We start from the raw sequence: 25,142 nt of genomic DNA, 5'->3' as shown, positions 1-25,142 counted from the left end.
AATAGTCACGCAACGCAATTATTGCACCAACTTTTGCTCTCCCTTCTACTAAGCTTCGACCAGATGTCCCGCGGCGTTAGCGGGGCCATATTCCTTTTGGTCGAGCACGCATCATGCAGCTACTCAGTATTATTATTTTGCTTACCCTAACCGTGGTGATCCATTCGCTGTGGATGTTTGGCGTTTTAAAATTCATCAAATTAGAAGTCGATTCTGCGGTACGCATTGTTTTACGCAATGTCGGTATCGTGATCTCCATGATTTTCGCCCATCTCCTTGAGGCCGGGCTGTTTGCTGGGTTTTATTTTGTCATCGACGCGTTTAATGACTGGAACACCAGCTTCTATTTTTCACTGGTCAGCTACGCCACCGTGGGATACGGCGACGTCACGTTACCCCAGCACTGGCGGCTCATCGGCGGTGTGGAAGGGCTGGTGGGCGCGTTGATGGTGGGCTGGTCTGTGGCGGTTCTGGTGGCGGTGCTGCAGCGCTTGCGCGGTATGAGCGGCTAGACGACGGGTGTGCTAAAGTAACGATCCTTTTCTGTTACTGGCTTTTGTCAGTTTGTATGGTGTTGTGTATGTCTGCTGCTCATCTCGGTTTCCCGACGGAAACCGTTGTTGTCTTCGTGGTGATGGCCGTTGGGGCGATGTTTATCGACCTCTTTATGCACCGTCACGATAAACCGATCTCGCTGAAAAGCGCGGCGATGTGGTCCGTTTTCTGGGTCATGATGGCGATGGCCTTCGCCGGATTCCTGTACGTTCACCACGGCGCCGAGATTGCGAGCCTGTTCCTTACCGGCTATGCGCTGGAAGAGGTGCTCTCCGTCGATAACCTGTTCGTGATGATGGCAATCTTCGCCTGGTTCGGCGTGCCGGATAAGTACCGTCACCGCGTGCTCTACTGGGGCGTGCTGGGGGCGATTGTCTTCCGCGGCATCTTTGTGGCTATTGGCACCAGCCTGCTGAGTCTGGGGCCGTACGTTGAGGTGATCTTCGCGCTGGTCGTCGGCTGGACGGCGGTGATGATGCTCAGGCGCAATGAAGAGAGCGACGAAGTGGAAGATTACTCTGGCCATCTCGCCTATCGCCTGGTGAAGCGCTTCTATCCGGTCTGGCCGAAAATCAGCAGCAACGCCTTTATTCTGACCCAGAAAGAGGTGGATGCGGAGCTTGAAAAGCCGGAAAACCAGGACGTGATGGTCGGACGCGTGAAGAAGGCGAAGCGCTATGCGACGCCGCTGCTGCTTTGCGTAGCCGTCGTCGAGCTTTCTGACGTCATGTTCGCGTTTGACTCCGTGCCGGCCATTATTGCCGTGAGCCGCGAGCCGCTGATTATCTACAGCGCCATGATGTTCGCCATTCTCGGCCTGCGTACGCTTTACTTCGTGCTGGAAGCGCTGAAGCAGTATCTGGTGCACCTTGAGAAAGCCGTGGTTCTGCTGCTGTTCTTCGTGGCGTTCAAGCTCGGTTTAAATGCCACCGATCACTTCTGGCATCACGGTTACAGCATTGGCGCCACGGCCAGTCTGTTTGTGGTACTCGGCGTGCTGGCCCTGGGGATTATTGCGAGCGTGATGTTCCCGGGAAAACGTGAGGCCTGATGCATCGTTTTTCTCCCTCTCCCTGTGGGAGAGGGACGGGGTGAGGGCACCAGACCGCACCTAACCCTTAATCGGTGAATTCCGACGCTTGCGCGGGTGGTGGAAGTGCCGCCAGTGTGGATCCTGCGCCGCCGCCAGCAACTCGTGGTCGCCGCGGGTGTCTCCCCAGGCGCGCAGGTGATAGGCGTTCAGATCGCCATACACTTTTTCCAGCCTTGCCACCTTCTGGGCGCAGCGGCAGTTATTGCCCGTGATGCGCCCCGTCAGCTTGCCGTCTTTCACTTCCAGCTGCGTGCCAATCAGCTTAATGCCCAGTTTGTCAGCCCACGGCTGGAGCACCAGCGCCGGGGACGCGGAACAGATGGTCACCTCCGCACCGGAATTTACCTCAGCCGCCACCGCCAGAACCCCTTCAGGGCGCATCAGCTTGTTCCAGTATTTTTCACAAAAGGCTTCCGCCTGCTGGCGCAGCCAGTGTTCATCCACGCCCGTCAGGAAGGTTTTAATCAGCACTTCCTTCAGCTCATCGCGCGTCAGCTTGCGACGCACGCAGTGGAGCGTGGGCAGCGCCATGCGCACCAGGCGGCCCGCGAAGTAGCGTTTACCGAAGGCAAAACGCAGGAAAGGAATAAAGCTATCGTGGTGCGTTAATGTCCCGTCAAAGTCAAAGACAGAGAGCACGCTGGATTTAGCCACCGTCTCATCGGCAATCATATTGGTCATAAATACGTCTTAGCTGAAATACACATTCTGCGGATCAGTTTACCTGCTTTAGCTGGACAGTCCTTATACCACCACTCTTTTTTTCTCGATCTTGCGATCTCAAGGTGAGTCCATTTTTGGCCTCGATAACAATTGGTGAAAAAACGAGCTGTCTATATTATCGCCACATCGCAAGATATTTAGGGGAACCATTGGCCCCCACAGGTAAGGAAAAACTCACTCACTACTTCTTTCTTGATATGACACTTAGATCGCTTATTTCAATCCTCACGTTAAGTTTTGCTTCGTTTTCTGCGTTCAGCTTTCAACTGCCAGCGTCGATGTTATCGATGAACAGCGAACTGGCAGCATCACCGGCGAAATCTGCGCTGGTGCATCAGGAAACAGGCCCGCTGCGCTCGCGTATTCTCGATCAATACCAGAAGTGGAAAGGCACCCAGTACCGGTGGGGCGGAACCACGCATCGCGGGGTAGATTGCTCCGCGCTGATGCAGCATCTGTTCATCGATGCGGCGCATCTTAATTTGCCGCGCACGACGAGTGAACAGATCCATCGCGGCGTGCAGGTGGCGCAATACCGCCTGAGAGCCGGCGATCTGGTCTTCTTCCAGACGGGCCCGAACCGCAAGCACGTCGGCGTTTATATTGGCGAAAACCAGTTTATTCATGCCTCAACCAGTCAGGGCGTAACGGTTTCAACCCTGACGGATGATTACTGGCAGGCACACTACATTACCGCCCGTCGGGTCGCAGGCAGCGCGGCCTGACAGCATCAGATGATGTCATCCACGACGCCACCGTCGACGCGCAGCGCCGCGCCCGAGGTAGCGGAGGCCTGGGGCGAACAGACATAAATCACCATATTGGCCACCTCTTCAACCGTGGCCGCGCGCTGGATAACCGAGCTGGGGCGGTTGGCCATCACAAACTCTTTCGCCAGCTGCTCCAGCGATTTGCCGGTTTTTTCGATTTCATCTTTCATCATCTCTGCGAAACCGTCAGACATCGTTGGGCCCGGCAGGACGCTGTTGACCGTCACGCCGCTCCCCGCCACGAACTTCGCCAGCCCGCGCGCCAGCGAGAGCTGCGCCGTTTTGGTCACGCCGTAGTGGATCATATCCGCCGGAATATTGCAGGCCGACTCGGAGGAGATAAACACCACGCGTCCCCAGCCTTTCTGCACCATGCCCGGAAGCAGGGCGCGGGACAGACGCACGCCGGACATCACGTTGGTCTGCCAGTAACGCTCCCAGGTCTCATCGTCGGTGGCATAGAAATCCTGCGGACCGTAAATCCCGGCGTTGTTGACCAGAATATCAACGTTATTCGCTACCTTCAGAAGCGACTCGACCCCTTCCGCCGTGCTGAGATCGGCAATCGCGGCGCGCACCTGTACGCCCGGCACCACCTGCTGGAGCTGCTGAATGCCTTTATTCACCGATTCCGTGCTGCGGCCATTGACGATCACTTCCGCACCGCTTTCTGCCAGACCTCTGGCAATGGCGAACCCGATCCCGCCGGTTGAGGCGGTCACCAGCGCCACTTTCCCCGCAAAGTCGATTTTCATCATCTGCTCCTTATCGTTTTAACGTTCGGACCTTAAAGCGTAGCAGGTGGGGATGACGGCTTCTGGCTAAAAAGGCGCAATAGCGTCTCAACCTGTTCATCAAGCGGGGCGAGGGAACGCTTAACTATCAGGTGAAGCGGCGTTGCCCTGCGCGCGCCATGGCTCAGCGGCAGGCGTTTCAGTACGCCCTGATCCAGCTGGGTCTGGATGCGTTCCTCTGGCAGCCAGCCGTAGCCGACCTGAGAGACGACGGCCTCTATGGCGGCATCGATGGTGGAGAAGGTCCACGACTCGCCGGCAGCACGCGCGGCGGGCTGGCTGTCCGCAATCTGGATGAGCGGCCACGGGCGCAGCATCTCATCATTTAGCGGCGCATCGAGGCGAAACAGGGGATGCTGATGATGGGCCACGGCAACAAAATCGATATTCATCAGCCATTCGCCGAGCCCGGTAATGTCCTGGCGGCGGGTTAAGACCATCACATCGGCTTCGTCGTTAATGGCATCGGCGCGGGTATTTTCCAGCACCTCGGTCAGACGGACCCGGGTTTGCGGATACTGCTGCTGGAACTGACGAAGAATAGCGAACAGGCGGCGGCGCGGGAAAATGGAGTCCACTACCAGATCTAACCGCGTGCGCATCCCGTTTCGAAGGGTCGCTGCGCGCGTCTCGACGTACGAAAACGCTTTCAGCAGCGGTTTAACCTGGTTGAGAAGAAGCTCTCCTGCCGGCGTTAACACCGCCCGTCGTCCCTCCGGCACCAGAAGCGCCACGCCCAGCCGCTCCTGCAGCAGCGACAGGTTATAGCTCACCGAAGACTGGCTGCGGTGCGTTTCTTCCGCTGCTCTGGCAAAGCTGCCCGCCTCAACTACCTTTTCCAGTAAGGACCATTGTTCAAGCGTCGTCTTATGCATGATTTATCTAATATTTGGATGAATTTGATTAAAACATAGCGTTATTCATTCATTTTTTGAAGGGGTACAATCTTCTCATCAAAACAAAGGAGACATTTATGAACACCTTCGACAAACACGACTTAAGCGGCTTCGTTGGCAAACACCTTGTTTATACCTACGACAACGGCTGGAACTACGAGATTTACGTCAAAAATGAAAACACCCTCGACTATCGTATTCACAGCGGTCTTGTAGGCAACCGTTGGGTTAAAGATCAGCAGGCTTATATCGTGCGGGTAGGGGAGAGCATCTACAAAATTTCCTGGACTGAGCCAACCGGTACCGACGTTAGCCTGATCGTCAACCTGGGCGACAAACTGTTCCATGGCACCATCTTCTTCCCGCGCTGGGTTATGAATAACCCGGAAAAAACCGTCTGCTTCCAGAACGATCACATTCCGCTGATGAACAGCTATCGCGATGCGGGTCCGGCGTATCCAACGGAAGTGATTGATGAATTTGCTACGATCACCTTTGTTCGCGACTGCGGCGCCAATGATGAAAGCGTGATTGCCTGCGCGGCCAGCGAGTTACCGGAAAACTTTCCAGATAACTTAAAATAAGCGCGACAATTAACTAAAAAGAAAAGTTCCCGGTTATTTCTTCTTTTAAAGAAATAACCGGGATTTTTTTTGTTTGTTTATGCTTGGTTTAAAAATTACATCTTGTAAAAATTGAGTTGGATCACGAAATAAATAATTCATAATTATCTAAAGCATTGTTTATAAATGAGATGTAATTGGTTTTGTTACCTCTGCAATACACATCTTAATTTTTCCCTAAGAAATGAACGATACCTTGATATGAGTTTATGGTTCGTTGAAATAAACGAAAAAGTAATTGGGTAATATCAAGCGCGTGCCATTCTTATTGCAAGGAAATTAATGATGAGTGATTTTTTGCCTTTTTCCCGCCCGTCGATGGGTCATGAGGAATTAGCGGCGTTGCAGGAGGTTTTAACCTCCGGCTGGATCACCACTGGGCCTAAGAATCAGGAACTTGAAGAGGCATTTTGTCAACTTACCGGGAATCGGCATGCGATTGCCGTCTGTTCAGCTACCGCGGGCATGCACGTCACGCTGATGGCGCTGGAGATTGGCCCGGGTGATGAAGTTATTACCCCTTCCCAGACCTGGGTATCCACGCTGAATATGATCGTATTGCTGGGCGCCACGCCGGTCATGATTGATGTGGACAAAGATACACTAATGGTGACGCCAGAAGCCGTTGAAGCCGCCATTACCCCGCGCACTAAAGCCATTATTCCCGTTCACTATGCCGGTGCGCCGTGTGAAATCGACGCTATCCATGCCATCGGTGAACGTCACGGTATTCCGGTTATTGAAGATGCGGCCCATGCCGCCGGAACGTATTACAAGAACCGTCATGTGGGCTGGAAAGGAACGGCGATTTTTTCCTTCCACGCCATTAAAAATATGACCTGCGCGGAAGGCGGCTTAGTCGTCACGGATAATGCCCGGCTGGCACAGCGGATCCGCAGTCTGAAATTCCATGGCCTCGGCGTAGACGCCTATGACCGCCAGACGCACGGCCGCGCGCCGCAGGCGGAAGTGATCGCGCCTGGGTATAAATACAACCTGGCGGACATCAACGCCGCGCTGGCGCTGGTGCAGTTGGGCAAGCTGAAAGAGGCCAACAGGCGCCGCCAGGAAATCGCCGAACGCTACCTTCTGGAGCTTGGCGACACGCCGTTCCAGCCGCTCACCGTTCCGTCATGGCCGCACGTGCACGCCTGGCACCTGTTCATTATTCGCGTTGACGAAGCGCGCTGCGGGATCTCACGCGACAGCCTGATGGCGGCGCTAAAAGAGAAAGGCATCGGTACCGGCCTCCACTTCCGCGCGGCGCACACCCAAAAATACTACCGCGAGCGTTTTCCTGATGTATCGCTTCCGAATTCTGAATGGAATAGCGCGCGTATTTGTTCTCTCCCTCTTTTCCCGGACATGACTCATGACGACACGACCCGCGTCATTACCGCACTCCATCAGCTTGCAGGACATTGATATGTTCAGTGCACCGCCTGTACAAAAAGTTTCCGTGGTAATCCCGGTTTATAACGAGCAGGAGAGCCTGCCCGAACTGATCCGCCGTACAACGGCCGCCTGCGACACGATGGGCAAGGCCTACGAAATTCTGCTGGTGGATGACGGCAGTAGCGATAATTCCGCGCTGATGCTGACCCAGGCCGCACAGGCCGAAGGCAGCCACATTGTGGCTGTGCTGCTCAACCGCAACTACGGCCAGCACTCGGCGATTATGGCGGGGTTTAGCCACGTCACGGGCGATCTGGTCATCACCCTGGACGCTGACCTGCAAAACCCGCCGGAAGAGATCCCGCGCCTGGTCGCCAAAGCCGATGAAGGCTATGACGTGGTCGGCACGGTACGTCAGAACCGTCAGGACAGCCTGTTCCGCAAGCTGGCCTCTCGCACCATCAACCGTCTTATCCAGCGCACGACCGGTAAAGCGATGGGCGATTACGGCTGCATGCTGCGCGCCTACCGCCGCCATATTGTCGACGCGATGCTGCACTGCCATGAGCGCAGCACCTTTATTCCGATCCTCGCCAACACCTTTGCCCGCAAGGCAACGGAAATTCCGGTTCTGCACGCCGAGCGCGAGCACGGGGAGTCGAAGTACAGCTTTATGCGTCTCATCAACCTGATGTACGACCTCATCACCTGCCTGACCACTACGCCGCTGCGCCTGCTGAGCGTGTTCGGCAGCATCATCGCCGTGGCCGGTTTTGCGCTGTCTGTCCTGCTGGTGGTGCTGCGACTGGTCTTTGGCCCCCAGTGGGCGGCGGAAGGGGTCTTCATGCTCTTTGCCGTGCTGTTTATGTTCATCGGCGCCCAGTTTGTCGGGATGGGCCTTCTCGGTGAATACATTGGCCGTATCTATAACGATGTTCGCGCGCGTCCGCGCTACTTTATTCAACGTGTTGTCCGTCAGGAACACAAAGCATCTCAAGAGGAAATTCACCCATGAAAGCTGTTGTATTTGCCTATCACGATATGGGGTGCACGGGCACGCTGGCCCTGCTGGAAGCGGGCTATGACATTGCGGCAATCTTTACCCATCCGGACGCGGCCGGAGAGAATAACTTTTTTGGCTCCGTGGCGCGTATCGCCGCCGAGCGCGGGATCCCGGTTTATGCTCCGGACGACGTCAACCACCCGCTGTGGGTGGAGCGCATCCGCGCGCTGGCGCCTGATGTAATTTTCTCGTTCTACTATCGCAACCTGCTTTCCGACGAGATCTTAGGTCTGGCCGCAAAAGGCGCCTTTAATCTTCACGGTTCTCTGCTGCCTGCCTACCGTGGCCGCGCCCCGCTGAACTGGGTGCTGGTGAACGGTGAAACGGAAACGGGCGTGACGCTGCACCGCATGGTGCGCCGTGCGGACGCGGGCGCTATCGTGGCGCAGCAGAAGGTCGCTATTGATGCGGACGAAACGGCGCTACAGCTGCATCAAAAGCTGAATGCGTCGGCACAGACGCTGCTGCGTGATGCGCTTCCAGTCATCCTCAACGGCACCTTCAGCGAGACCGCGCAGGACGAAAGTAAGGCAAGCAGCTTTGGCCGCCGCGCGCCGGAAGATGGTCGTCTGGACTGGAACAAGCCTGCCCGCCAGCTGCACAACCTGGTGCGTGCCGTGACCGACCCGTGGCCGGGCGCGTACAGCTTTGCGGGCGTAAGCAAATTTATCGTCTGGAAATCCCGCGTGCGTGACGATATTCCTGCTGCCAAACCGGGCACCGTCGTCTCTGTCTCTCCGCTGATTGTGAGCTGCGGCGAGCAGGCGCTGGAGATCGTCACCGGACAAACCGACAACGGCCTGTACGTGCAGGGCACGCAGCTGGCACAGTCTCTTGGCCTGGTGGCCGGGGCGCTGATTACCAGCGCGCCGGTGGTTGCCATCAAGCGCCGCACCCGCGTGCTGATCCTCGGCGTGAACGGCTTTATCGGTAACCACCTGACGGAACGTTTGCTTAAAGACGATAACTACGAAATCTACGGTCTGGATATAGGCGCGGATGCCATCAGCCGTTTCCTCGATAACCCGCGTTTCCACTTCGTGGAAGGGGATATCAGTATCCATTCCGAATGGATTGAATACCACATTAAAAAATGCGACGTGGTGCTGCCGCTGGTCGCCATTGCCACGCCAATCGAGTACACCCGTAACCCGCTGCGCGTGTTCGAGCTGGACTTCGAAGAGAACCTGAAGATCATCCGCGACTGCGTGAAATACGACAAGCGCATCATCTTCCCGTCCACGTCTGAAGTGTACGGCATGTGTACCGATAAGAACTTCGATGAAGACACCTCCAACCTGGTGGTCGGGCCGATCAACAAACAGCGCTGGATTTACTCCGTCTCCAAACAGCTGCTGGACCGCGTGATTTGGGCCTACGGTGAGAAAGAAGGCCTGCGCTTCACTCTGTTCCGTCCGTTCAACTGGATGGGCCCGCGTCTGGATAACCTGAACGCGGCGCGTATCGGCAGCTCCCGTGCGATCACCCAGCTGATCCTCAACCTGGTGGAAGGCTCGCCAATTAAGCTTATCGAAGGCGGGAAACAGAAACGCTGCTTTACGGACATCAGCGACGGTATTGAAGCGCTGTTCCGCATCATCGAAAACAAAGATAACCGCTGCAACGGCGAAATCATCAACATCGGTAACCCGGAAAACGAAGCGAGCATTCGCGAGCTGGCCGAGATGCTGCTGGCCAGCTTTGAGCGCCATCCGCTGCGCGACAAGTTCCCGCCGTTTGCCGGCTTCCGCGAAGTGGAAAGCAGCAGCTACTATGGTAAGGGCTACCAGGACGTTGAGCACCGTAAGCCAAGCATTCGCAACGCGAAGCGCTGCCTGAACTGGACGCCGACGGTCAAGATGGAGCAGACCATTGATGAAACGCTCGATTTCTTCCTGCGCACCGTGGAGCTGTCGGAACAGGCCTCATGAAAAAAGTCGGTTTACGCATTGATGTCGACACCTTCAGGGGAACGCGTGACGGCGTACCCAAACTGCTGGAACTGCTGAGCAAACACGATGTGCGTTCCAGCATTTTCTTCAGCGTGGGGCCTGACAACATGGGACGCCATTTATGGCGTCTGATTAAACCGGCATTTCTGTTCAAAATGCTGCGCTCGCGCGCAGCATCCCTCTACGGCTGGGATATTTTGCTGGCCGGCACCGCCTGGCCCGGCAGACGCATCGGCGCGGGTAATGAAGCCGTTATCCGCGAGGCGGCGCAGCATCATGAGGTCGGTCTGCACGCCTGGGACCACCATGCCTGGCAAGCCTGGGCGGGCGTCTGGGATATCCCGCGCCTGTCCCGTGAGGTCGAGCGTGGGATGCTGGAGCTGGAGGCCATTACCGGTCAGCCCGTGCGCTGCTCCGCCGTGGCGGGATGGCGTGCGGATCAGCGCGTCGTGAAGGCCAAAGAAGCCTTTGCGTTTCGCTACAACAGCGACTGTCGCGGAACCGGGCCCTTTTTGCCGCTGTTAGGCGAAAATCGCTACGGTACGGTGCAAATTCCGGTTACGCTTCCCACCTGGGATGAAGTGGTCGGGCGCGAGGTGAAGGCGGATGAGTTCAATCGCTACATTCTGGACCGCATTCATCGTGACGCCGGCACGCCGGTGTATACCATCCATGCCGAAGTGGAAGGGATTGCGTATCAGCATGATTTCGATGAACTGCTGACCATGGCCGCTCAGGAGGGCATTGAATTCTGCCCGCTGAGCGAGCTGCTGCCGGACGATCTCAGCACCCTGCCCGTGGGCAAAGTCGTACGTAATGAAATGGCTGGCCGGGAGGGCTGGCTTGGCTATCAACAAACCGTGAGTCCGGTCCCATGAAAATAGCCCGTTATGGCTTAGCGCTTCTCGCACTGTTTATCGTTTACTACCTCATTCCGGTCGATATCCGCCTGCTCTGGCAGCCTGATGAAACGCGCTATGCGGAAATCAGCCGCGAAATGCTGGCATCCGGAGACTGGGTAGTCCCGCATTTTCTGGGGCTGCGTTACTTTGAAAAGCCGATTGCCGGCTACTGGATCAACAGCATCGGGCAGATGCTGTTCGGGCACACGAACCTCGCCGTGCGTGCCGGGTCTATCTTCTCTACTGGCTTAGCCGCGCTGCTGGTCATCTGGATGGCCTGGCGTCTTTGGCGGGATAAACGTGTTGCCTTGTTCTCCGGCCTGATCTTCCTGACCCTGTTCCTGGTGTATGGCATCGGCACGTATGCGGTGCTGGATCCTATCATCACCCTGTGGCTGGTGGCGGCGATGTGCAGCTTCTGGCTGGCCTCACAGGCTCAAACCGTTGCCGGAAAAGCGGGCGGCTATGTGCTGCTTGGGCTGGCCTGCGGGATGGGGGTGATGACCAAAGGCTTCCTGGCGCTGGCGGTACCGGTGATTGGCGTGCTGCCGTGGGTGATCGCCCAGAAGCGCTGGAAAGAGGTGCTGATTTTTGGCTGGCTCGCGATCCTGAGCTGCGTGCTGATTGTTCTACCGTGGGGGCTGGCCATTGCGCACCGTGAGCCTGACTTCTGGCGTTATTTCTTCTGGGTGGAACATATTCAGCGTTTTGCCCAGAGCGACGCGCAGCACAAAGCCCCGTTCTGGTACTACATACCGTTCCTGATTGCGGGCAGCCTGCCGTGGCTGGCGCTTTTGCCCGGCGCGTTTCGTCTCGGCTGGAATGACAGACAAAACGCGGGTGGCGGGTTCTATCTGCTGGGGTGGGTGGTGATGCCGCTGCTGTTCTTCAGCATCGCCAAAGGCAAGCTGCCGACCTATATCCTGCCGTGCTTTGCCCCGCTGGCGATCCTGATGGCGCGCTATGCCTGCCTCGCGGCGGAAAAAGGTGCCAGAGCGTTACGCATTAACGGCGGGATTAACCTGGCGTTTGGCGTTATCGGCGTGGCGGCGGCGCTGGTGGTCTCGCCGTGGGGGCTGTCTAAACATCCGGTCTGGACGTCGGTCGAACTGTATAAAGTGTTCTGCGCGGTGGTGGCGTTCCTCATCTGGGCCGCGGTAGGCTGGTTTACGTTCCGACAGAGCCAGCAGCGCTGGTGGCTGGCGGCACTGTGCCCCGCGGGGCTGGCGCTGCTGATTGGTTTTGCCATTCCTAACCTGGTGGTGGATTCCAAACAGCCACAGTCGCTGGTTGATACCGTGCGCGAGCCGCTTCAGGAAAGCCGATTCGTGCTGGCCAATAACGTGGGCGTGGCCGCGGGCCTTGCGTGGGAGCTGAAGCGCAATGACATCACGCTGTTTGGTCAGAGCGGTGAGTTGCGCTACGGGCTGGATTATCCCGATGTGAAAGATCGTTTTGTCAGTGAGGACGACTTCGCGCAGTGGCTGGCAACGCATCGTCAGCAGGGACGCGTGTCGCTGGTCATGCTGCTCTCAAAACGCGACGATATTTCACGGGCGAATTTACCGCAGCCGGACAATCTCTATATCCAGGGGCGTCTGGCCCTGCTGGAGTATCTGCCGAAGTGATGACCTGGATCTGGCTAATACTGGCAAGCATGCTCAGCTGCGCGGGGCAGCTGTGTCAGAAACAGGCTACCCGCCCGGCGAAAGCCGGGCGGCGCGGGACGCACATCGCGCTGTGGCTTGGCCTGGCGCTGCTGGCGCTGGGCTGCGGGATGCTGGTCTGGCTGGTGGTGCTGCAACGTCTGCCTGTCGGCATCGCGTACCCTATGCTGAGCCTCAATTTTGTCTGGGTGACGCTGGCGGCGAAGTCGTTCTGGCGTGAGCACGTTGCTGCGCATCACTGGCTGGGGGTGGGGTTCATCATCATTGGGATTGTTATCCTGGGAGGGAGCCTGTGAAAGGCGCGTTCTGGGCCTTATGCAGCGTGCTGTTAGTCAGCGCGGCGCAGCTGTTGCTGCGCAATGCCATGCAGGCATTGCCACCGGTCAGTAATGTTCTGGCGTTTGTTTCCGCGCTGTGGCACTTCTCGTCCGGCACGGGCGCGCTGCTGCTGGGGTTGATGGGGTACGTAGCCTCGATGGGCTGCTGGTATCTGGCGCTGCATCGCATGGCGCTCAGCAAAGCGTATGCTCTGCTGAGCCTCAGCTATATTCTGGTGTGGGGCGCGGCGATTCTACTGCCCGGCTGGGGAGAACGCTTCTCCTGGCACGGGCTGGTGGGCGTCGGGTTTATTATTCTGGGTGTGCTGGTGATTTTTCTGCCCCGCACGTCCCAACGTGAATAATCGACTCGTGGGTCAGGGTATAAGGGGTTGCTGTGCAGACGGCAAGGCTCAGGGAGCCGACCTGTAGCTGGCTGACCGCGTGCGTCCGCGCCGTGCTGTCGATGCTGACAATCTGCCAGGCGCTGCCGCCACGCTGTTTTACAATCGCTTCTTTCCGCGTCCAGATACGCCAGAAGGCGGAAAGCCGTTCCTCGGGCGCTTCTCGCTCCAGCTCGTCATGCTCCGTCATGCTGAATACCGCATTAGCCAGCGCCTGCCAGTTCTTTCTCGGGCGAATCACTTCGATATCGCAGCCGACTTCACCTTCATCGCTCATCAGCAGGGCGATATCGTCACCGCTGTGGCTCAGGTTGAACCACAGCGGATGACCCTTCGCAAAGGCCGGTTTCCCCTGCTCGCCGTAAATGATGTCGGGGAGCGGGTGAGGGGATAACGTTCTGGCGAGCAGCGTCCTCCCGGCCAGCCAGGAGGCCTGTCGGGCACCCTGAGGCGCCCTGTCTGCGAGCGCTGACGCCAGCGGGTCCGCGCAAAGGGTGGAGATTTTTCCCAGTACAAACTGGTACATAGTTACGCCCAGCGTTTAATGATGATCGAGGTGTTGATGCCGCCAAACGCGAAGTTGTTGCTCTGCAAATACTCGCAGTCAATCTGGCGGGCTTCTCCCATAATATAATCCAAAGCACCGCATTGCTCATCCGGCTGCGTTAAATTGAGCGTCGGGGCAAACCAGCCTTCACGCATCATCTGCAGGCTCATCCACGCTTCCAGCGCGCCGCAGGCACCCAGCGTATGGCCAAAATAGCTCTTCAGCGAGGAAACCGGCACGCTGTCACCGTAGATAGCGGCGGTGGCCAGGCTTTCGGCGATATCACCGCGATCGGTGGCGGTACCGTGCGCGGAGATATACCCCATATCCCGGGCGTTTAATCCCGCCATGGCCAGCGACTGCTCCATGCAAATCTGCATGGTTTCACGCTGAGGCTGAGTGATATGGGCCGCGTCGCAGTTGGTGGCAAAGCCCACGATTTCGCCGTAGATCGTGGCCCCGCGCGCTCTGGCGTGCTCCAGCTCTTCCAGAATCAGGGTGCCTGCGCCTTCTCCAATCACCAGACCATCGCGCTGCGTATCAAATGGCGACGGGGTATGTTTAGGCGCGTCATTGCGCTGGCTGGTGGCGAAGAGCGTATCAAATACCGCCGCTTCAGACGGACACAGCTCCTCAGCGCCCCCCGCGACCATGACGGTCTGATACCCGTGGCGAATGGCCTCCCAGGCGTAGCCAATCGCCTGGCTGCCGGAGGTACAGGCGCTTGAGGTCGGGATGACGCGGCCGCGTAGTCCAAAGAACAGGCCGGTATTCACCGCCGTGGTGTGCGGCATCATCTGGACGTAGGTTGTCCCAGTGATGTTATTGGTGTGCTTTTCGGTGAGCATGGTCGCGAATTCGCTGACGGGCCCGGTACTGCCAGTCGAAGAACCGTAGGCGATACCGGTTTGACCGTTGGTGAGCACCGCTTCGCCAATCAGGCCCGCCTGCTCCAGCGCCAGCTCGGTGGCGCGGGTCGACATCAACGATACCCGGCCCATGGCGCGAATACGCTTGCGGGTATAGTGTTCCGGCAGCGTGAAATCATCGATCGGTGCGCCCAGAAGGGTATGCAGGCCATCATACACCTGCCATTCCGGCATTTTACGCACCGCGTTTTCATACGCCAGCAGCCTGCTGGAAACGGATTGCCAGCTTTCGCCAAAGGCGGTCACGCCGCCCATGCCCGTAATCACCACGCGACGCGTCATAGCATGCCTCCGTTAATGGAAATGACCTGGCGGGTAACGTAGCCCGCAATATCTGACATCAGATAGCTTGCCAGCCCGGCGACCTCCTCAGCCTGGCCCATACGTTTCATTGGGATGATGGACATGGCTTCCTTCAGCGCGGCTTCTTCCATCTCAATCATGCCGGTATCAATCAGCCCCGGGGCAATGCAGTTGACGGTGATTTTGCGTTTTGCCAGCTCAATCGCCAGCGCTTTGGTGGCGCCGATAATGCCCGCTTTGGCCGCGCTGTAGTTCACCTGTCCGCGGTTGCCCATCACGCCGGACACGGACGATAAGGTGATAATGCGCCCCCCTTTACGGGTGCCAATCATCGGCATAATGCAGGGGTGAATGACGTTATAAAAACTGTCGAGATTGGTGTGGATCACGCTGTCCCAGTCGTCTTCGCTCAGCGCCGGAAAGGCGCCGTCGCGGGTAATTCCGGCGTTGCTGACCACGCCATACCATGCGCCATGGGCTTCAATCTCCTGCTCCAGCACCTCGCGGCACTGTTCGCGGTTGCCCACATCAAAGGCGAGTAAACGACCGTTGCCACCCGCCTGCGTGATGGCGTCCAGCGTCTCCTGCGCGCCTGCGGCATCACGATGGTAATGCACGCCTACGGTAAACCCGTCGGCGGCAAGCTGGCGGGCGATGGCGCGCCCTATGCCTTTGCTGGCCCCTGTGACCAGTACGGAACGACTCATGCGTTAGATCCCTGATTAAAAAGCGATGTTAATTCTTCTGCGCTCGGCTGGAAGGTATTGACCCGGCCCGTGGCCAGCGTCTCTTCATTAGCGGAAATCGCGCATTCAAAGCTGCCGAAGCGTTCGTCCTGCATCAGCAGCTTAACGGTAATATCCAGCGTCAGGCCCGCGGCGAAACGCCCGCTGGCGCAGATCAGCTCGCGCGCGCCGAGCACCATGCCCAGCGCGATATGATCCTGCCCCTGCTGCTGGCGATGCCAGCCTGACCAGACGCCGACGGTTTGCGCCATCAGCTCGAGCGCGTACCAGCCCGGCAGGTCGCCATCGGCATTGAGAAACGGCGCCAGCACGCTTTGCCCGTTGACGGCCACGCGGCAGACCGCCGTGTCGTCCGAAACGTTCTCAACGGACCCCAGCAGCATCATCGGCGCCTCGTGTGGCAAATAGGCTTCGGGTGATAAGTAGCTCATGAGGCTCTCCCCAGCAGAATGCTGGCGTTGTTACCGCCAAACGCGAACGAGTTAGACAAAATGACCGGCTTTTTCAGAGCGGTGCGCTGGTGCAGCAGGCCGCACGGCGCCAGCGTGTCGTCCGGCGCGTAGCGGGCGAAGTCCTGCGGCGGCAACGGCAGGTCGCGCGTCAGCATCAGCCAGCTCAGGGCCGCTTCGGTAATACCGGCGGCGCCCAGCGTGTGGCCGGTAAGGTGTTTGGTTGAGCTACACGGCACGCTTTCCCCGAAGAGATCGTGAACTACCTGCGATTCAATCTGATCGTTGAGCGGCGTGGCCGTGCCGTGCAGGTTGATGTAGCCGATATCTTGCGGCTGCATACCCGCTTCGTTAAGCGCCTGAGTAATAGCCCTTATCGCCCCTTCGCCCTGCGGATGCGGAGCGGAAATATGGTATGCATCGCTGGATTCGCCCGTCCCGAGCAGCGCCACGTCGGCGGGCTCCCTGCTCAATACCATCAGCGCGGCGGCTTCACCGATGGTGATCCCCCGGCGGTCGCGACCAAACGGCTCGCAGAGCGTGGGGGAGAAGGATTCAAGGCTGTTAAAACCGTTGACGGGCATCCGGCTCAGGGTATCGGCCCCGCCGACAATGGCGATGTCCACCAGCCCGGCTTCAATCAGACGTTTGCCGCCGATCATCGCCCGCGCGCTGGAGGAGCAGGCCGTGGAGATCGTGTAGGCCGGGCCTTCGAGCTGAAGCCAGTTGGCGAGGAAGCGGGACGGATCGCCAAGCTCCTGCTGCGGATACTGCCAGCGCGTGCTGGCCTCGCCGTCGGTCATGCGCCTGACGTGCTCATCGCCCTCATCCAGCCCGGAGGTGCTGGTCCCCAGCACCACGGCCACGCGGTCGCGACCGACGCGGGCGATGGCCTCGTTAACGGCGGGCTGAATCTGCGCCAGCGCGGCCAGCAGCAGCTGGTTATTGCGGGTGCGGTGTGCGGAGAAGGCGTCCGGGACGGGCGGCAGCTCGCCTTCCACGCCGCCCAGAACGGCTTCGGGTAAATTCTGCAGCCAGCCGGTCCGGGCGTGCATACCCGGCGCGACGCCTGCCACCAGATTCGCGGCAATCTCGTCAGGCGAGTTGCCCAGCGCGTTGACCATGCCAACAGCGGAAATATAGATCATCTCAGTCACCCAGATATTGAATGGTGATGTGGTATTTGAATACGTGTTGCTCGATGCTGATCGGCTCGCGCTTGCCTTTGCGCTGCAGGTAGACAATCTCCGTCACCAGCTTGCCGCTGGCGTTACGTAGCTCGCGTCGATCGCCATTGTCCGTTAGCGTCCAGCCCTTCGGCAACTGCGGCTGCCAGGCGCTAATCGGCCAGTGGCTGAGCATCACGTCGGCCAGCACCTGGCTGGCGGGCGGCAGCTGCGGCACGACGATCGACTGTTCGGTATGAATACCGGTCTCATCGTACGTTGCCAGGAACAGACGAATGCCCACGGAAGAGAGCCCGGCCAGCGTCACCTTATGCGCATCCGCGTTGAGCATCACCAGCAAAGACTGCGTTTGTCCGTTAAAGCTGCCGGTCAGCAGCTGCTGGGAGCTTACCGCCGGGCTGATGCCGGGCGGCGGCAGCGTAACTTTGGTGCCCGGCTGGAGCCAGGCCTGAGGCCGCGTCTCTTTGGTATCGGTCGAATGGCTGCAGCCTGCCAGCAACAGCGCCGCGGTTAGCGCGACGGCTCGGTAAAAAGCGTTCATTTACGTTTTCTCTCTTTCTTATCCGGCATCGCCAGCGGCGCCAGCAGGAAGGCGGTAAAAATACCGCTTACCAGCACGATACCAAAGCTGCTGATGGCCTGGGTGGCGCTGAAGACGAGCATGCCCAGCGTGAGCAGCGTGGTCATCATGGCCAGCGTAATCGCCAGCATGGAGGTCAGCGGCGTACCGCGCGGGTTGCTGAAAAACAGCGTGTAGTTAATGCCAATGCCGAGCACCAGTACCAGCGCCAGCAGTGAGAACAGATTCACCGGGTGGCCCGTTGCGGCCAGTACCGCCAGCCCGCAGCTCAGCGACAGTACGGACGGCACCAGGCTTATCAGCCCTTTACGCCAGCCGAGGCGCAGCATCGCCCCGCAGGCAATCACTGCCAGCGCGGCAAACAGTAGCCCCGTCAGCAGCGTGCGGTAGAGAGCAAACAGGCTGTCAAAGCTGGCTTTGCGATCGACCCAGACGACGCCGTCATGGCGCGCGGCCAGTTCACCGAGGTAAGCGCTGTTTTTCGCGCCGTCCACCGGCACGAGCACGCCGCTTTCCCCGTCGGGCAGGGTCAGCCAGAGCAGGCGCCAGCCTTCGCTGGCCGGGCTTTTAAGCCACGCGTCCACGCTGACCGGCATGGCGTCGAGATTCGGCGATACGGCGTTGAGCCCGGCGCTTTTCAGCACGTTCGTTACCGCAGGAGCAGCCTCGCGCAGCAGCGTAAGATCGCTTTTCTGGCGGGCCAGCGAGTTCAGCGGCAGCGTACGCCAGCGGGCGATCTCTCCGGCTTTCTGCGCCTGTGCCAGCGCCGGGGTAAAGGCTTCCAGCCGCTCCAGCGTTTGCTGAGGCGAGGCGCCATGAACCACAAACCATTTCTGATCGACGCTCTGTCCGGTCAGGGCGGTAATGGTTTTCTCCTGCGCCAGAATATCTTTCGGCAGGGCCTGCAGCTGGGCGATGTCGTCGTCCACCCTCAGGGTGCTCATCCCCACGGCGGAGAGCAGCGCCAGCGCGACGGGCAAACCAACGGACAGTTTTTTATTGCGTCGCCAGGCGGCCAGCCAGCGCAGCATGATAACCATCAGCGGAACCGGGCGCACCGGTAAACCCCGGCACAGCCACGGATGCCAGAAAATCACCGTCAGGCAGGAGGCGCTCAGCCCCACTGCGGCGAACACCGCCATCTGGCGGATCCCGGGGAAGGGGGCCAGCATCATAATCAGGTAGGCGGCGACGGTCGTCAGCAGCGCCAGCAGCAGCGCATTGCGTACTTTCGCCAGGCTTTGCCAGGGGGAATGCTCCGCGCCGTGCACCATCCGTTCGGTCAGGTAGTAGAGCGTGTAGTCGGCTGAAATACCGATGATGCTCATGCTCATCACCAGCGTCATCAGATGCAGCTCGCCAAAGAGCAGCAGCGTCACCACCGTGCCCGCCAGCGCGCCGATGGCAATCGAGAGCACGCTCAGCAGCAGCGGACGCAAAGAGCGGAACACCGCCACGATGAGCAGGAACACGCCAAGCAGGGTGGCGATGCCCAGCGTCGAAACGTCGCGTTTGGCCTGCTGGCTGGCGTAATCGCTGTAGAACACGGTCCCGCGCGAAAGCAGCTGCGCCTGCGGGTAACGCGCTTTTAGCCTCTCCTGCAGCGCGTTAAGCGTCGTCACGAGCCGGTGGGTCTGCTGCATATCAAATGACGAGCCCGCCAGCTCGCCGTGCAGCAGATACCAGTAGTTTCCCGTCTCATCCTGTGTGACCAGCCAGCCGTCCATCAGCCGCAGCTTCTGGCCGTTTTGCGCCAGAGCGAGCTGGGAGCCGCGCATCAGCATCAGGGGATCGTTTTGCAACTCTTTGCCGCTGACGCCGGAAAAGGCCGAATAGAGCTGAGATAAAATCCACTGCGCCTGCGCTTCTCCGCCGTTTTGCAGGCGGGCGCGGGTGGCGGGATCGATCAGGCCATTTCGGTGCTGCCAGAAGAACTCTCCCCAGGCCTTTTGCCCGGCGGCGTCCATCGGGCCTTTGACCTCGCTGAGCGAATCGCTGCTTTGCAGCAGCGTCAGCCACTGCTGCGCCACGTGCGGATCGGGCTCTTTGCCGGGGCTGACCAGCCAGACCAGCTGGCGGTCGAGACGCTGCATAAACCCGTCGTTGAGCGCCGGAGGGATCGCCCCCAGCGTCTGCTTCGGCAGCATGGCCAGCACGCTGCTGTTCAGACGCGCGCCGGGCAGCAGCGACAGCAGCACGCCCAGCAGAATCAGGCATAGCGTGGCCCACAGCAGCGCCGGGCGCAGGGATTTACGGTGCGGCAAAGCGTTGGCGTTCGTCATCGGTCAGGCTGGCGGGCGTCAGTTGGTGGCGTGAAAGGGCGATATCGGTACGGTCGCCCTGTTTGTCGTTGAGACGAATCGTCTCCAGATAGGTCGCGCCGCCCAGATCGAGGGTGGCGAAGATTTTGTCCAGCGGTGTCGTTTTTGGCGTAAGCACCAGCGACCAGCGGCCCGCGCCCAGGTCTTTAAAATCGATGCGGAAGTTCTCTTCAAGCACCCTGCGGTCGGCCTGGAACAGGGCCCGCAGAAGATGGTTGAACTGGAACATCTGCGGATTATTGTCGGCGGTGACGGTCTGCGGCGGCTGGCCGTTAATCGCCTGCACCATCCGCTTGTCATCGAGCAGGAGCGTCATCGGGAACGGCGCTTTTTGATCCCACAGCAGGCCGCTGTCGCGGGCGATCAGCATCTCGCCCTGCGAGCGCAGCGGCTGCGGCATATCTTTTATGGTGCGAACCTGTTCGAAGTGCGCGCGCACGACGGGCTGCCCGGTGAAACGCTGCTGCAGTTCATCCAGCGTCACGGCGCTGACCAGCGGGCTGACGATCAGCGCCAGCAAAGGCCACCATTTCATGGCGTCACTCCCATTCGTTCAAACAGTATTGCCGGGCTCACAAAGCACATTTCGCGGGTCGCTTCTTCTACTGCCACCTGGATGGTGTAACCGGTGGTGGTGCGTTTGCCGGTCTGCGCATCGAAAATTTGATAGGCAATGCGCAGGCGGTTTTCATACTCTTCAACGTGCGCGCGGACGCGAATACGCTGCTCAAAGGTCACCGCATCGCGGTATTTCACCCGGGTATCGACGACGGGCCAGACGTAGCCGGAGGCCTTCATCTGGCGATAGCCATAGTCAAACTGATTGAGCAGCGCCTCGCGGGCGATCTCAAAGTAGCGGAAATAGTTACCGTGCCAGACCACGCCCATCATATCGACGTCGTGGAACGGAACGGTGATCTCAACTTCAGTCGTAAAGCGGGGATCGGTCAGCACCCTTTACTCCTTCTCTCTGGACTCTGGCAGATGCCAGAAATCGAAAAAATTAAACCAGTCGAGCGGCGACAGGAGGGCGTAATGCTCCAGCCGCTGCGCGTAGCGATCGACGGTCTCCTGCAGCGCCTGCTGGCGTTCGCCGCGCGGGAGGCGCAGCGGGTCGGCAAACGGTTCGCTGTGCAGGACGAGCTTACCCTGCTGGCGCAGGGCAAAAATCAGCACCACCGGGCAGCGCAGGATGGAGGCCAGGATAAACGGCCCCTGTGGGAACGGCGCTGGCTGGCCCATGAACGGACTCCAGATCACCCGCCACTCGCCGCCACGCTGCGGATTCACCGCGATGCGGTCGCCCACAATCGCGACCCATTCTCCCCGCTCAAGCTTCTCTTTGATGGCAATCGCGGTGTCCGGGCCGATGTCGGTAACTGACATCAAGTTCACGCTGGCCTCGGGCGCCATTTCGCTCATGATTTGCTTAAAGCGCTGGGCGTTTTCGCTGAAGACCAGGGCGGTGATAGTTTTGCTGCCGTCCAGCTGGGCCAGCGCCCGGCAGGCCTCTACGTCGCCAAGATGCGAGGCCAGCAGCAGCTTGCCCTGCGGCGCCGCGATATTAAGCGTTTCGCTCGCGCCGGGGGCAAAGACCACGTCGCGATCAAACTTCAGCTCACCGCGCCAGCTGGCGACTTTATCCAGCATCGCGTTGCCGAAGCGCATGAAATGGAAAAAGCTGTTGAGCCGCGGGGGAACGGGCATGTTTCGCTGACGCAGTTCTTGCTTCACTCTCTCAATCCACTGCCGCGAGGCCTGCCGCGCCGGACGCGCAATAAGCCAGTACACGCCGATCACCGGCCACAGCAGCACGGTAAAAGCCCGCCGACCCAGCAGTTCCCAGACGCGCAGCATCAGGCGCATGCCCCACAGGCCTTTGACCTCGTCCTGCTGCGCCCAGTGCTGGCGGCGTCGACGGAAAAGCAGGCCGGGCATGCGGGGCAGCATGCCGAAGAACAGCCGGGTATGCATCAGGGAGATCCGCACGTTATCTTTTAACGCGTCGAAGTGGGACAACCCGTCCTGCGGGTAGGTGACGCGGGTGGGCAGAAAGATGCTGGTGTTGCCCTGCCAGTAGAGACGGACCATCACTTCGGTGTCAAAGTCCATCCGTTTGCCGAGCGTTTCACGCGCTGCCAGCCGCAGCGTGGGCGAGACCGGGTAGACCCGAAAGCCGCACATGCTGTCTTTAAGCTGCAGGGATAAGGTCTCAATCCACACCCAGACGTGGGTTACCCAGCGCCCGTAGAGCCGCGAGCGTGGAATGGAATCATCGTAAATGGGCTGGCCGGAAATCAGCGCGTCCGGGTGGCGCACCGCCAGCGCCAGCAGTTTGGGGATATCTTCGATGGCGTGTTGACCGTCCGCGTCCACCTGCACGGCGTGGGTATAGCCCGCGCGCGCGCACTCCTCCAGCCCCCTGATGACCGCGGCACCTTTCCCGGCGTTTTGTGTCAGACGGACCAGCGTCATCTGCGGCTGCTCCGCCGCCAGGCGTTCGAGTTCCTGACGGGTGCTCGCTTCGCTGCCGTCATCCACCACCAGGCACGGCAGGCCGAACGGTGCGAGACGCGAAAGCACGCGGGCGATCATGGCGCCGTGGTTGTAGCACGGGATCAGCACGCAGGGGCGGAAGGTTACTGACATAGCCGAATTTTCCCGCTGCTGGCGGTATGGCGCTCAGCCCCTGCGTGACGCTGATAGCTGAAGGTCAGCATCTGACGTTCGGCATGCCACTCAAGCACCAGCGTCACTGTGCTTTCCGGCAGCAGAGGCGCCTGGAACTTCACGTTTTGAATGCTATGAAAGCGGTAGCCCGGTGCCAGTAAGGTCGTTGCGTAGTGCATCACCCAGTCAAGCTGCGCAACGCCGGGCAGCAGCGGCTGTACGGCAAAATGGCCCTGAAACCAGAACAGCGCCGCGTCGAGATGCAAAATGATTTCCAGCTTCTCCGGCTGTGTCTGGTGGCGCTCAATTTCAGGAATTTTCATGAAATAACTCCTCTAACTGCGCATAGACACGCTTGTTCATACTGTTTACCGGCATTTCATCGACAATGCGCCAGTATCGCGGAACGGCGACCGGCTCAAGCCACGGCAGCAGGGCGCGACGCCAGGCGAACTCCTGCGCTTTTTTATCCTGCATATACCCGCGCTGGCGAACCGCTTCGTCCAGAACCAGCAGGACGCCAATCCCCTGACGGCCCCCGCGCGTGACCGGCAGTGCAGCCGCTTCGCAAATGCCGTCGAGTTCCAGCAGGCGACGTTCAATCTCGTTAAGCGAGATGCGCTTTTCTTCAATTTTGACCACCCGCCCGCGGCGACCGGCGATGCTGAACAGCCCCTCGCTGTCGAAGTGCAGGATATCGTCCAGCTGGAGCCCTTCAGCCTCGTGGATCAGCGGCGACGTGACGCGACAGGCGTCATCTTCCTGATGGAAAATAACGCCGGGGAAGGGTTGCCATGGGACGTTATCCTGCTGGCGATGGCGCCAGGCGAGGATCCCGGTTTCGGTACTGCCATAAATTTCATCCGGCCAGATGTTAAGCCAGCCAGCGGTGGTTGAGACGTCGCACCAGGGCAGCATTCCGCCTGCTGAAATCAGCATTCTGACGGGCGGCGCGGGCAGCTCCGTATCCAGGCGCTTCAGAAACGCCGGGCTGCTGATGAACAGGTAATGCCTGTCATGAGGAAGGGCGGCCAGCTGCTCTGCGTAGTAGAGCATCGCGGCATGCAGCGGCAGGCCCAGCGCCATCGGCAAGACGATGCGGAAGGTCAGGCCGTACAGATGTTGCGGTACGACCGAAGCGACAACGCTACAGCCGGTCAGACGCTCGCCGAAGCGGTCAGCCAGCAGACGGGCTCCGCGATCCAGGCTGACAATGTGCTTAATCACCCGGCGCGGCGTCCCCGTGGAGCCGGAGGTGAACAGTTCAACGAAGCGGCTTTCGTCAATGGACGGCAGGGGCGCCCAGCGGCGAGCAGTCTGATGGCTGGAGGCCACCACAATCAGCTTGCCATGGAAATCGAGAGTCCTGTCGCTCAGGACGCCGCTAAACAACGACTGCTGTTCTTCAAGCTGCGAAACGCGGCTATGGCCGGGAATGACCGGCGTTTTACCGGCATGCAGCGAGGCCAGAAGCGCAACGATAAACAGGTAGCTGTTTTCAAAGCACAGCGCCCAGCGCTCGCCATCCTGCTGACGCAGGGTGTCGACCAGTAAGGTCACGTCGTGGCGCAGCTGGCCAAGCGTCCAGGTACGATCGTCAAGCCAGGCAACGGGCATGTCGTCAGGGCGGGGCGCGTTTAACCACTGGCCCAGCGGAAGGGGGTTAGTCATTGTGCATCTCTTTTTTTATCACCCGCGGGCGCACCAGCCACTCGGTTGCCATCAGCGTTCCCATCAGGATGTAGGCCACCATACCGTTCCACAGCGTCCACAGATGCATGTCGCCGTGGAGCACGGTGAACAGCGCCATCGCGCCGTTTCCGATGAAAAAGCCGCACCAGACGAGGGTCACCCTGCGGGTATAGCGCACGCCCTCCGGAGGAAAATCTGGCTCGCGCAAGCGCGCCAGCCGTTCGACCAGCGGCATCGCGGTCCACAGCGAACCGCCGAACACGGCCAGCATCACAAGGTTGACGACCACCGGGTAGAACAGCAGCCACTGGTGGGTTTTCAGCAGGTAGCTTGCCGCGCAGAGCGCAATGCCCGCGAGCGCCACGCACTGCACCACATACCGCATCGGGCCGGTGTTCCGCCGCGCCTGGCGCAGCCGCAGCAGCAATACCAGTGCCATCACCGGCAACAGCCACTGCAGGCTGTTGTGCGTTAGCCCAAATCCAATCAGGAAGGGCCACGCCAGCAGCATCAGCCCCGTCAGCAGTGGGATGACCGGGAACGTCCGTCCACCACGCAACACGT

General features: G+C 59.4%; 27 protein-coding genes. 11 read left to right on the top strand and 16 right to left on the bottom strand.

The window, feature by feature from the left end; genetic code table 11:
• The first annotated feature begins 113 nt into the window (after positions 1-113).
• Both F0320_RS20350 and F0320_RS20345 read left to right on the top strand, forming a co-directional pair.
• Entirely contained in the window at positions 114-512 is a 399-nt protein-coding gene (locus tag F0320_RS20350; RefSeq protein WP_047652928.1) for a potassium channel family protein, read from the top strand.
• Between the two features lie 68 nt (positions 513-580).
• Positions 581-1,606 carry a TerC/Alx family metal homeostasis membrane protein gene (locus F0320_RS20345; RefSeq protein WP_126330590.1) on the top strand — a complete coding sequence of 342 codons (1,026 nt, stop codon included), beginning with the start codon at positions 581-583 and terminating at the stop codon, positions 1,604-1,606.
• Between the two features lie 60 nt (positions 1,607-1,666).
• Here the strand turns inward: F0320_RS20345 and F0320_RS20340 are convergent, their stop codons facing one another.
• Positions 1,667-2,329 carry an HAD family hydrolase gene (locus tag F0320_RS20340; RefSeq protein ID WP_014885577.1) on the bottom strand — a complete coding sequence of 221 codons (663 nt, stop codon included), beginning with the start codon at positions 2,327-2,329 and terminating at the stop codon, positions 1,667-1,669.
• A 239-nt stretch (positions 2,330-2,568) separates the two neighbouring features.
• Between F0320_RS20340 and F0320_RS20335 the strand changes: the two genes are divergently transcribed.
• On the top strand, positions 2,569-3,096 hold the full coding sequence (locus F0320_RS20335; protein WP_126330592.1) for an NlpC/P60 family protein: 528 nt from the start codon (positions 2,569-2,571) through the stop codon (positions 3,094-3,096).
• A 5-nt stretch (positions 3,097-3,101) separates the two neighbouring features.
• On the opposite strand, the gene F0320_RS20330 is transcribed toward F0320_RS20335, so the two are convergent.
• The gene (locus F0320_RS20330) at positions 3,102-3,896 is read right to left on the bottom strand and encodes an SDR family NAD(P)-dependent oxidoreductase (protein WP_047646797.1); all 795 of its coding nucleotides are present in this window, start codon (positions 3,894-3,896) and stop codon (positions 3,102-3,104) included.
• 32 nt (positions 3,897-3,928) lie between these two features.
• Positions 3,929-4,810, bottom strand: a complete 882-nt coding sequence (locus tag F0320_RS20325; protein ID WP_047652925.1) for a LysR family transcriptional regulator — start codon at positions 4,808-4,810, stop codon at positions 3,929-3,931.
• 98 nt (positions 4,811-4,908) lie between these two features.
• On the opposite strand from F0320_RS20325, the gene F0320_RS20320 reads away from it, so the two are divergent.
• From F0320_RS20320 to arnF, 8 genes are all read left to right on the top strand, one after another.
• A complete protein-coding gene (locus tag F0320_RS20320; protein WP_126330594.1) occupies positions 4,909-5,415 on the top strand; it encodes a phenolic acid decarboxylase in 507 nt (168 codons plus the stop codon).
• A gap of 324 nt (positions 5,416-5,739) precedes the next feature.
• Positions 5,740-6,879 (top strand): UDP-4-amino-4-deoxy-L-arabinose aminotransferase, encoded by a 1,140-nt coding sequence (gene arnB, locus F0320_RS20315; protein ID WP_047652922.1) that lies wholly within the window; start codon positions 5,740-5,742, stop codon positions 6,877-6,879.
• Between the two features lies 1 nt (position 6,880).
• Positions 6,881-7,864 carry an undecaprenyl-phosphate 4-deoxy-4-formamido-L-arabinose transferase gene (gene arnC, locus F0320_RS20310; RefSeq protein WP_047173971.1) on the top strand — a complete coding sequence of 328 codons (984 nt, stop codon included), beginning with the start codon at positions 6,881-6,883 and terminating at the stop codon, positions 7,862-7,864.
• Complete coding sequence (arnA, locus tag F0320_RS20305; RefSeq protein ID WP_047652921.1) at positions 7,861-9,843, top strand: bifunctional UDP-4-amino-4-deoxy-L-arabinose formyltransferase/UDP-glucuronic acid oxidase ArnA; 1,983 nt, start codon at positions 7,861-7,863, stop codon at positions 9,841-9,843. The genes arnC and arnA overlap by 4 nt, the downstream gene beginning before the upstream one ends.
• Complete coding sequence (gene arnD, locus F0320_RS20300; RefSeq protein ID WP_047652920.1) at positions 9,840-10,742, top strand: 4-deoxy-4-formamido-L-arabinose-phosphoundecaprenol deformylase; 903 nt, start codon at positions 9,840-9,842, stop codon at positions 10,740-10,742. Before arnA ends, arnD begins: the two co-directional genes overlap by 4 nt.
• Positions 10,739-12,394, top strand: a complete 1,656-nt coding sequence (arnT, locus tag F0320_RS20295) for a lipid IV(A) 4-amino-4-deoxy-L-arabinosyltransferase (protein ID WP_047652919.1) — start codon at positions 10,739-10,741, stop codon at positions 12,392-12,394. The genes arnD and arnT overlap by 4 nt, the downstream gene beginning before the upstream one ends.
• Positions 12,391-12,729 carry a 4-amino-4-deoxy-L-arabinose-phosphoundecaprenol flippase subunit ArnE gene (arnE, locus tag F0320_RS20290; RefSeq protein WP_161785598.1) on the top strand — a complete coding sequence of 113 codons (339 nt, stop codon included), beginning with the start codon at positions 12,391-12,393 and terminating at the stop codon, positions 12,727-12,729. The genes arnT and arnE overlap by 4 nt, the downstream gene beginning before the upstream one ends.
• Positions 12,726-13,115: a 4-amino-4-deoxy-L-arabinose-phosphoundecaprenol flippase subunit ArnF gene (gene arnF / locus F0320_RS20285; RefSeq protein WP_047652917.1), complete on the top strand. Its 390-nt coding sequence runs from the start codon at positions 12,726-12,728 to the stop codon at positions 13,113-13,115. The genes arnE and arnF overlap by 4 nt, the downstream gene beginning before the upstream one ends.
• Here arnF and acpT read toward each other — a convergent pair.
• From acpT to F0320_RS20220, 13 genes are read right to left on the bottom strand one after another with little or no spacing between them, the layout of a single operon-like run.
• On the bottom strand, positions 13,063-13,680 hold the full coding sequence (gene acpT, locus F0320_RS20280; protein WP_047652916.1) for a 4'-phosphopantetheinyl transferase AcpT: 618 nt from the start codon (positions 13,678-13,680) through the stop codon (positions 13,063-13,065). The genes arnF and acpT overlap by 53 nt on opposite strands.
• Before the next feature lie 2 nt (positions 13,681-13,682).
• Entirely contained in the window at positions 13,683-14,912 is a 1,230-nt protein-coding gene (locus F0320_RS20275) for a beta-ketoacyl-ACP synthase (RefSeq protein ID WP_047652915.1), read from the bottom strand.
• Positions 14,909-15,640, bottom strand: coding sequence for a 3-ketoacyl-ACP reductase FabG2 (locus F0320_RS20270; RefSeq protein ID WP_032662188.1), 732 nt, complete (start codon positions 15,638-15,640; stop codon positions 14,909-14,911). Before F0320_RS20270 ends, F0320_RS20275 begins: the two co-directional genes overlap by 4 nt.
• A complete protein-coding gene (locus F0320_RS20265; protein ID WP_126330596.1) occupies positions 15,637-16,110 on the bottom strand; it encodes a 3-hydroxy-fatty acyl-ACP dehydratase in 474 nt (157 codons plus the stop codon). The genes F0320_RS20270 and F0320_RS20265 overlap by 4 nt, the downstream gene beginning before the upstream one ends.
• Positions 16,107-17,276 carry a beta-ketoacyl-[acyl-carrier-protein] synthase family protein gene (locus tag F0320_RS20260; protein WP_126330598.1) on the bottom strand — a complete coding sequence of 390 codons (1,170 nt, stop codon included), beginning with the start codon at positions 17,274-17,276 and terminating at the stop codon, positions 16,107-16,109. Before F0320_RS20260 ends, F0320_RS20265 begins: the two co-directional genes overlap by 4 nt.
• 1 nt (position 17,277) lies before the next feature.
• Positions 17,278-17,856 carry a DUF3261 domain-containing protein gene (locus tag F0320_RS20255; protein ID WP_047652912.1) on the bottom strand — a complete coding sequence of 193 codons (579 nt, stop codon included), beginning with the start codon at positions 17,854-17,856 and terminating at the stop codon, positions 17,278-17,280.
• Positions 17,853-20,177 (bottom strand): MMPL family transporter, encoded by a 2,325-nt coding sequence (locus tag F0320_RS20250; protein WP_126330600.1) that lies wholly within the window; start codon positions 20,175-20,177, stop codon positions 17,853-17,855. Before F0320_RS20250 ends, F0320_RS20255 begins: the two co-directional genes overlap by 4 nt.
• Positions 20,146-20,751, bottom strand: a complete 606-nt coding sequence (locus tag F0320_RS20245) for an outer membrane lipoprotein carrier protein LolA (RefSeq protein WP_033146843.1) — start codon at positions 20,749-20,751, stop codon at positions 20,146-20,148. The genes F0320_RS20250 and F0320_RS20245 overlap by 32 nt, the downstream gene beginning before the upstream one ends.
• Entirely contained in the window at positions 20,748-21,170 is a 423-nt protein-coding gene (locus tag F0320_RS20240; RefSeq protein ID WP_023309526.1) for an acyl-CoA thioesterase, read from the bottom strand. Before F0320_RS20240 ends, F0320_RS20245 begins: the two co-directional genes overlap by 4 nt.
• 3 nt (positions 21,171-21,173) lie before the next feature.
• Positions 21,174-22,865, bottom strand: a complete 1,692-nt coding sequence (locus tag F0320_RS20235) for a glycosyltransferase family 2 protein (RefSeq protein WP_149323925.1) — start codon at positions 22,863-22,865, stop codon at positions 21,174-21,176.
• Entirely contained in the window at positions 22,856-23,209 is a 354-nt protein-coding gene (locus tag F0320_RS20230; RefSeq protein WP_126330604.1) for a hydroxymyristoyl-ACP dehydratase, read from the bottom strand. Before F0320_RS20230 ends, F0320_RS20235 begins: the two co-directional genes overlap by 10 nt.
• A complete protein-coding gene (locus tag F0320_RS20225) occupies positions 23,196-24,557 on the bottom strand; it encodes an acyl-CoA synthetase (protein WP_149323926.1) in 1,362 nt (453 codons plus the stop codon). Before F0320_RS20225 ends, F0320_RS20230 begins: the two co-directional genes overlap by 14 nt.
• Positions 24,550-25,089, bottom strand: coding sequence for a hypothetical protein (locus F0320_RS20220; protein WP_407043998.1), 540 nt, complete (start codon positions 25,087-25,089; stop codon positions 24,550-24,552). The genes F0320_RS20225 and F0320_RS20220 overlap by 8 nt, the downstream gene beginning before the upstream one ends.
• Positions 25,090-25,142: the final 53 nt, after the last annotated feature.

The organism is Enterobacter dykesii (assembly GCF_008364625.2).
GTDB classification, from domain to species: Bacteria; Pseudomonadota; Gammaproteobacteria; order Enterobacterales; family Enterobacteriaceae; genus Enterobacter; species Enterobacter dykesii.
The sequence above is the reverse complement of the archived record's forward strand: the minus strand, read 5'-3'. Positions and strand labels throughout refer to the sequence as shown.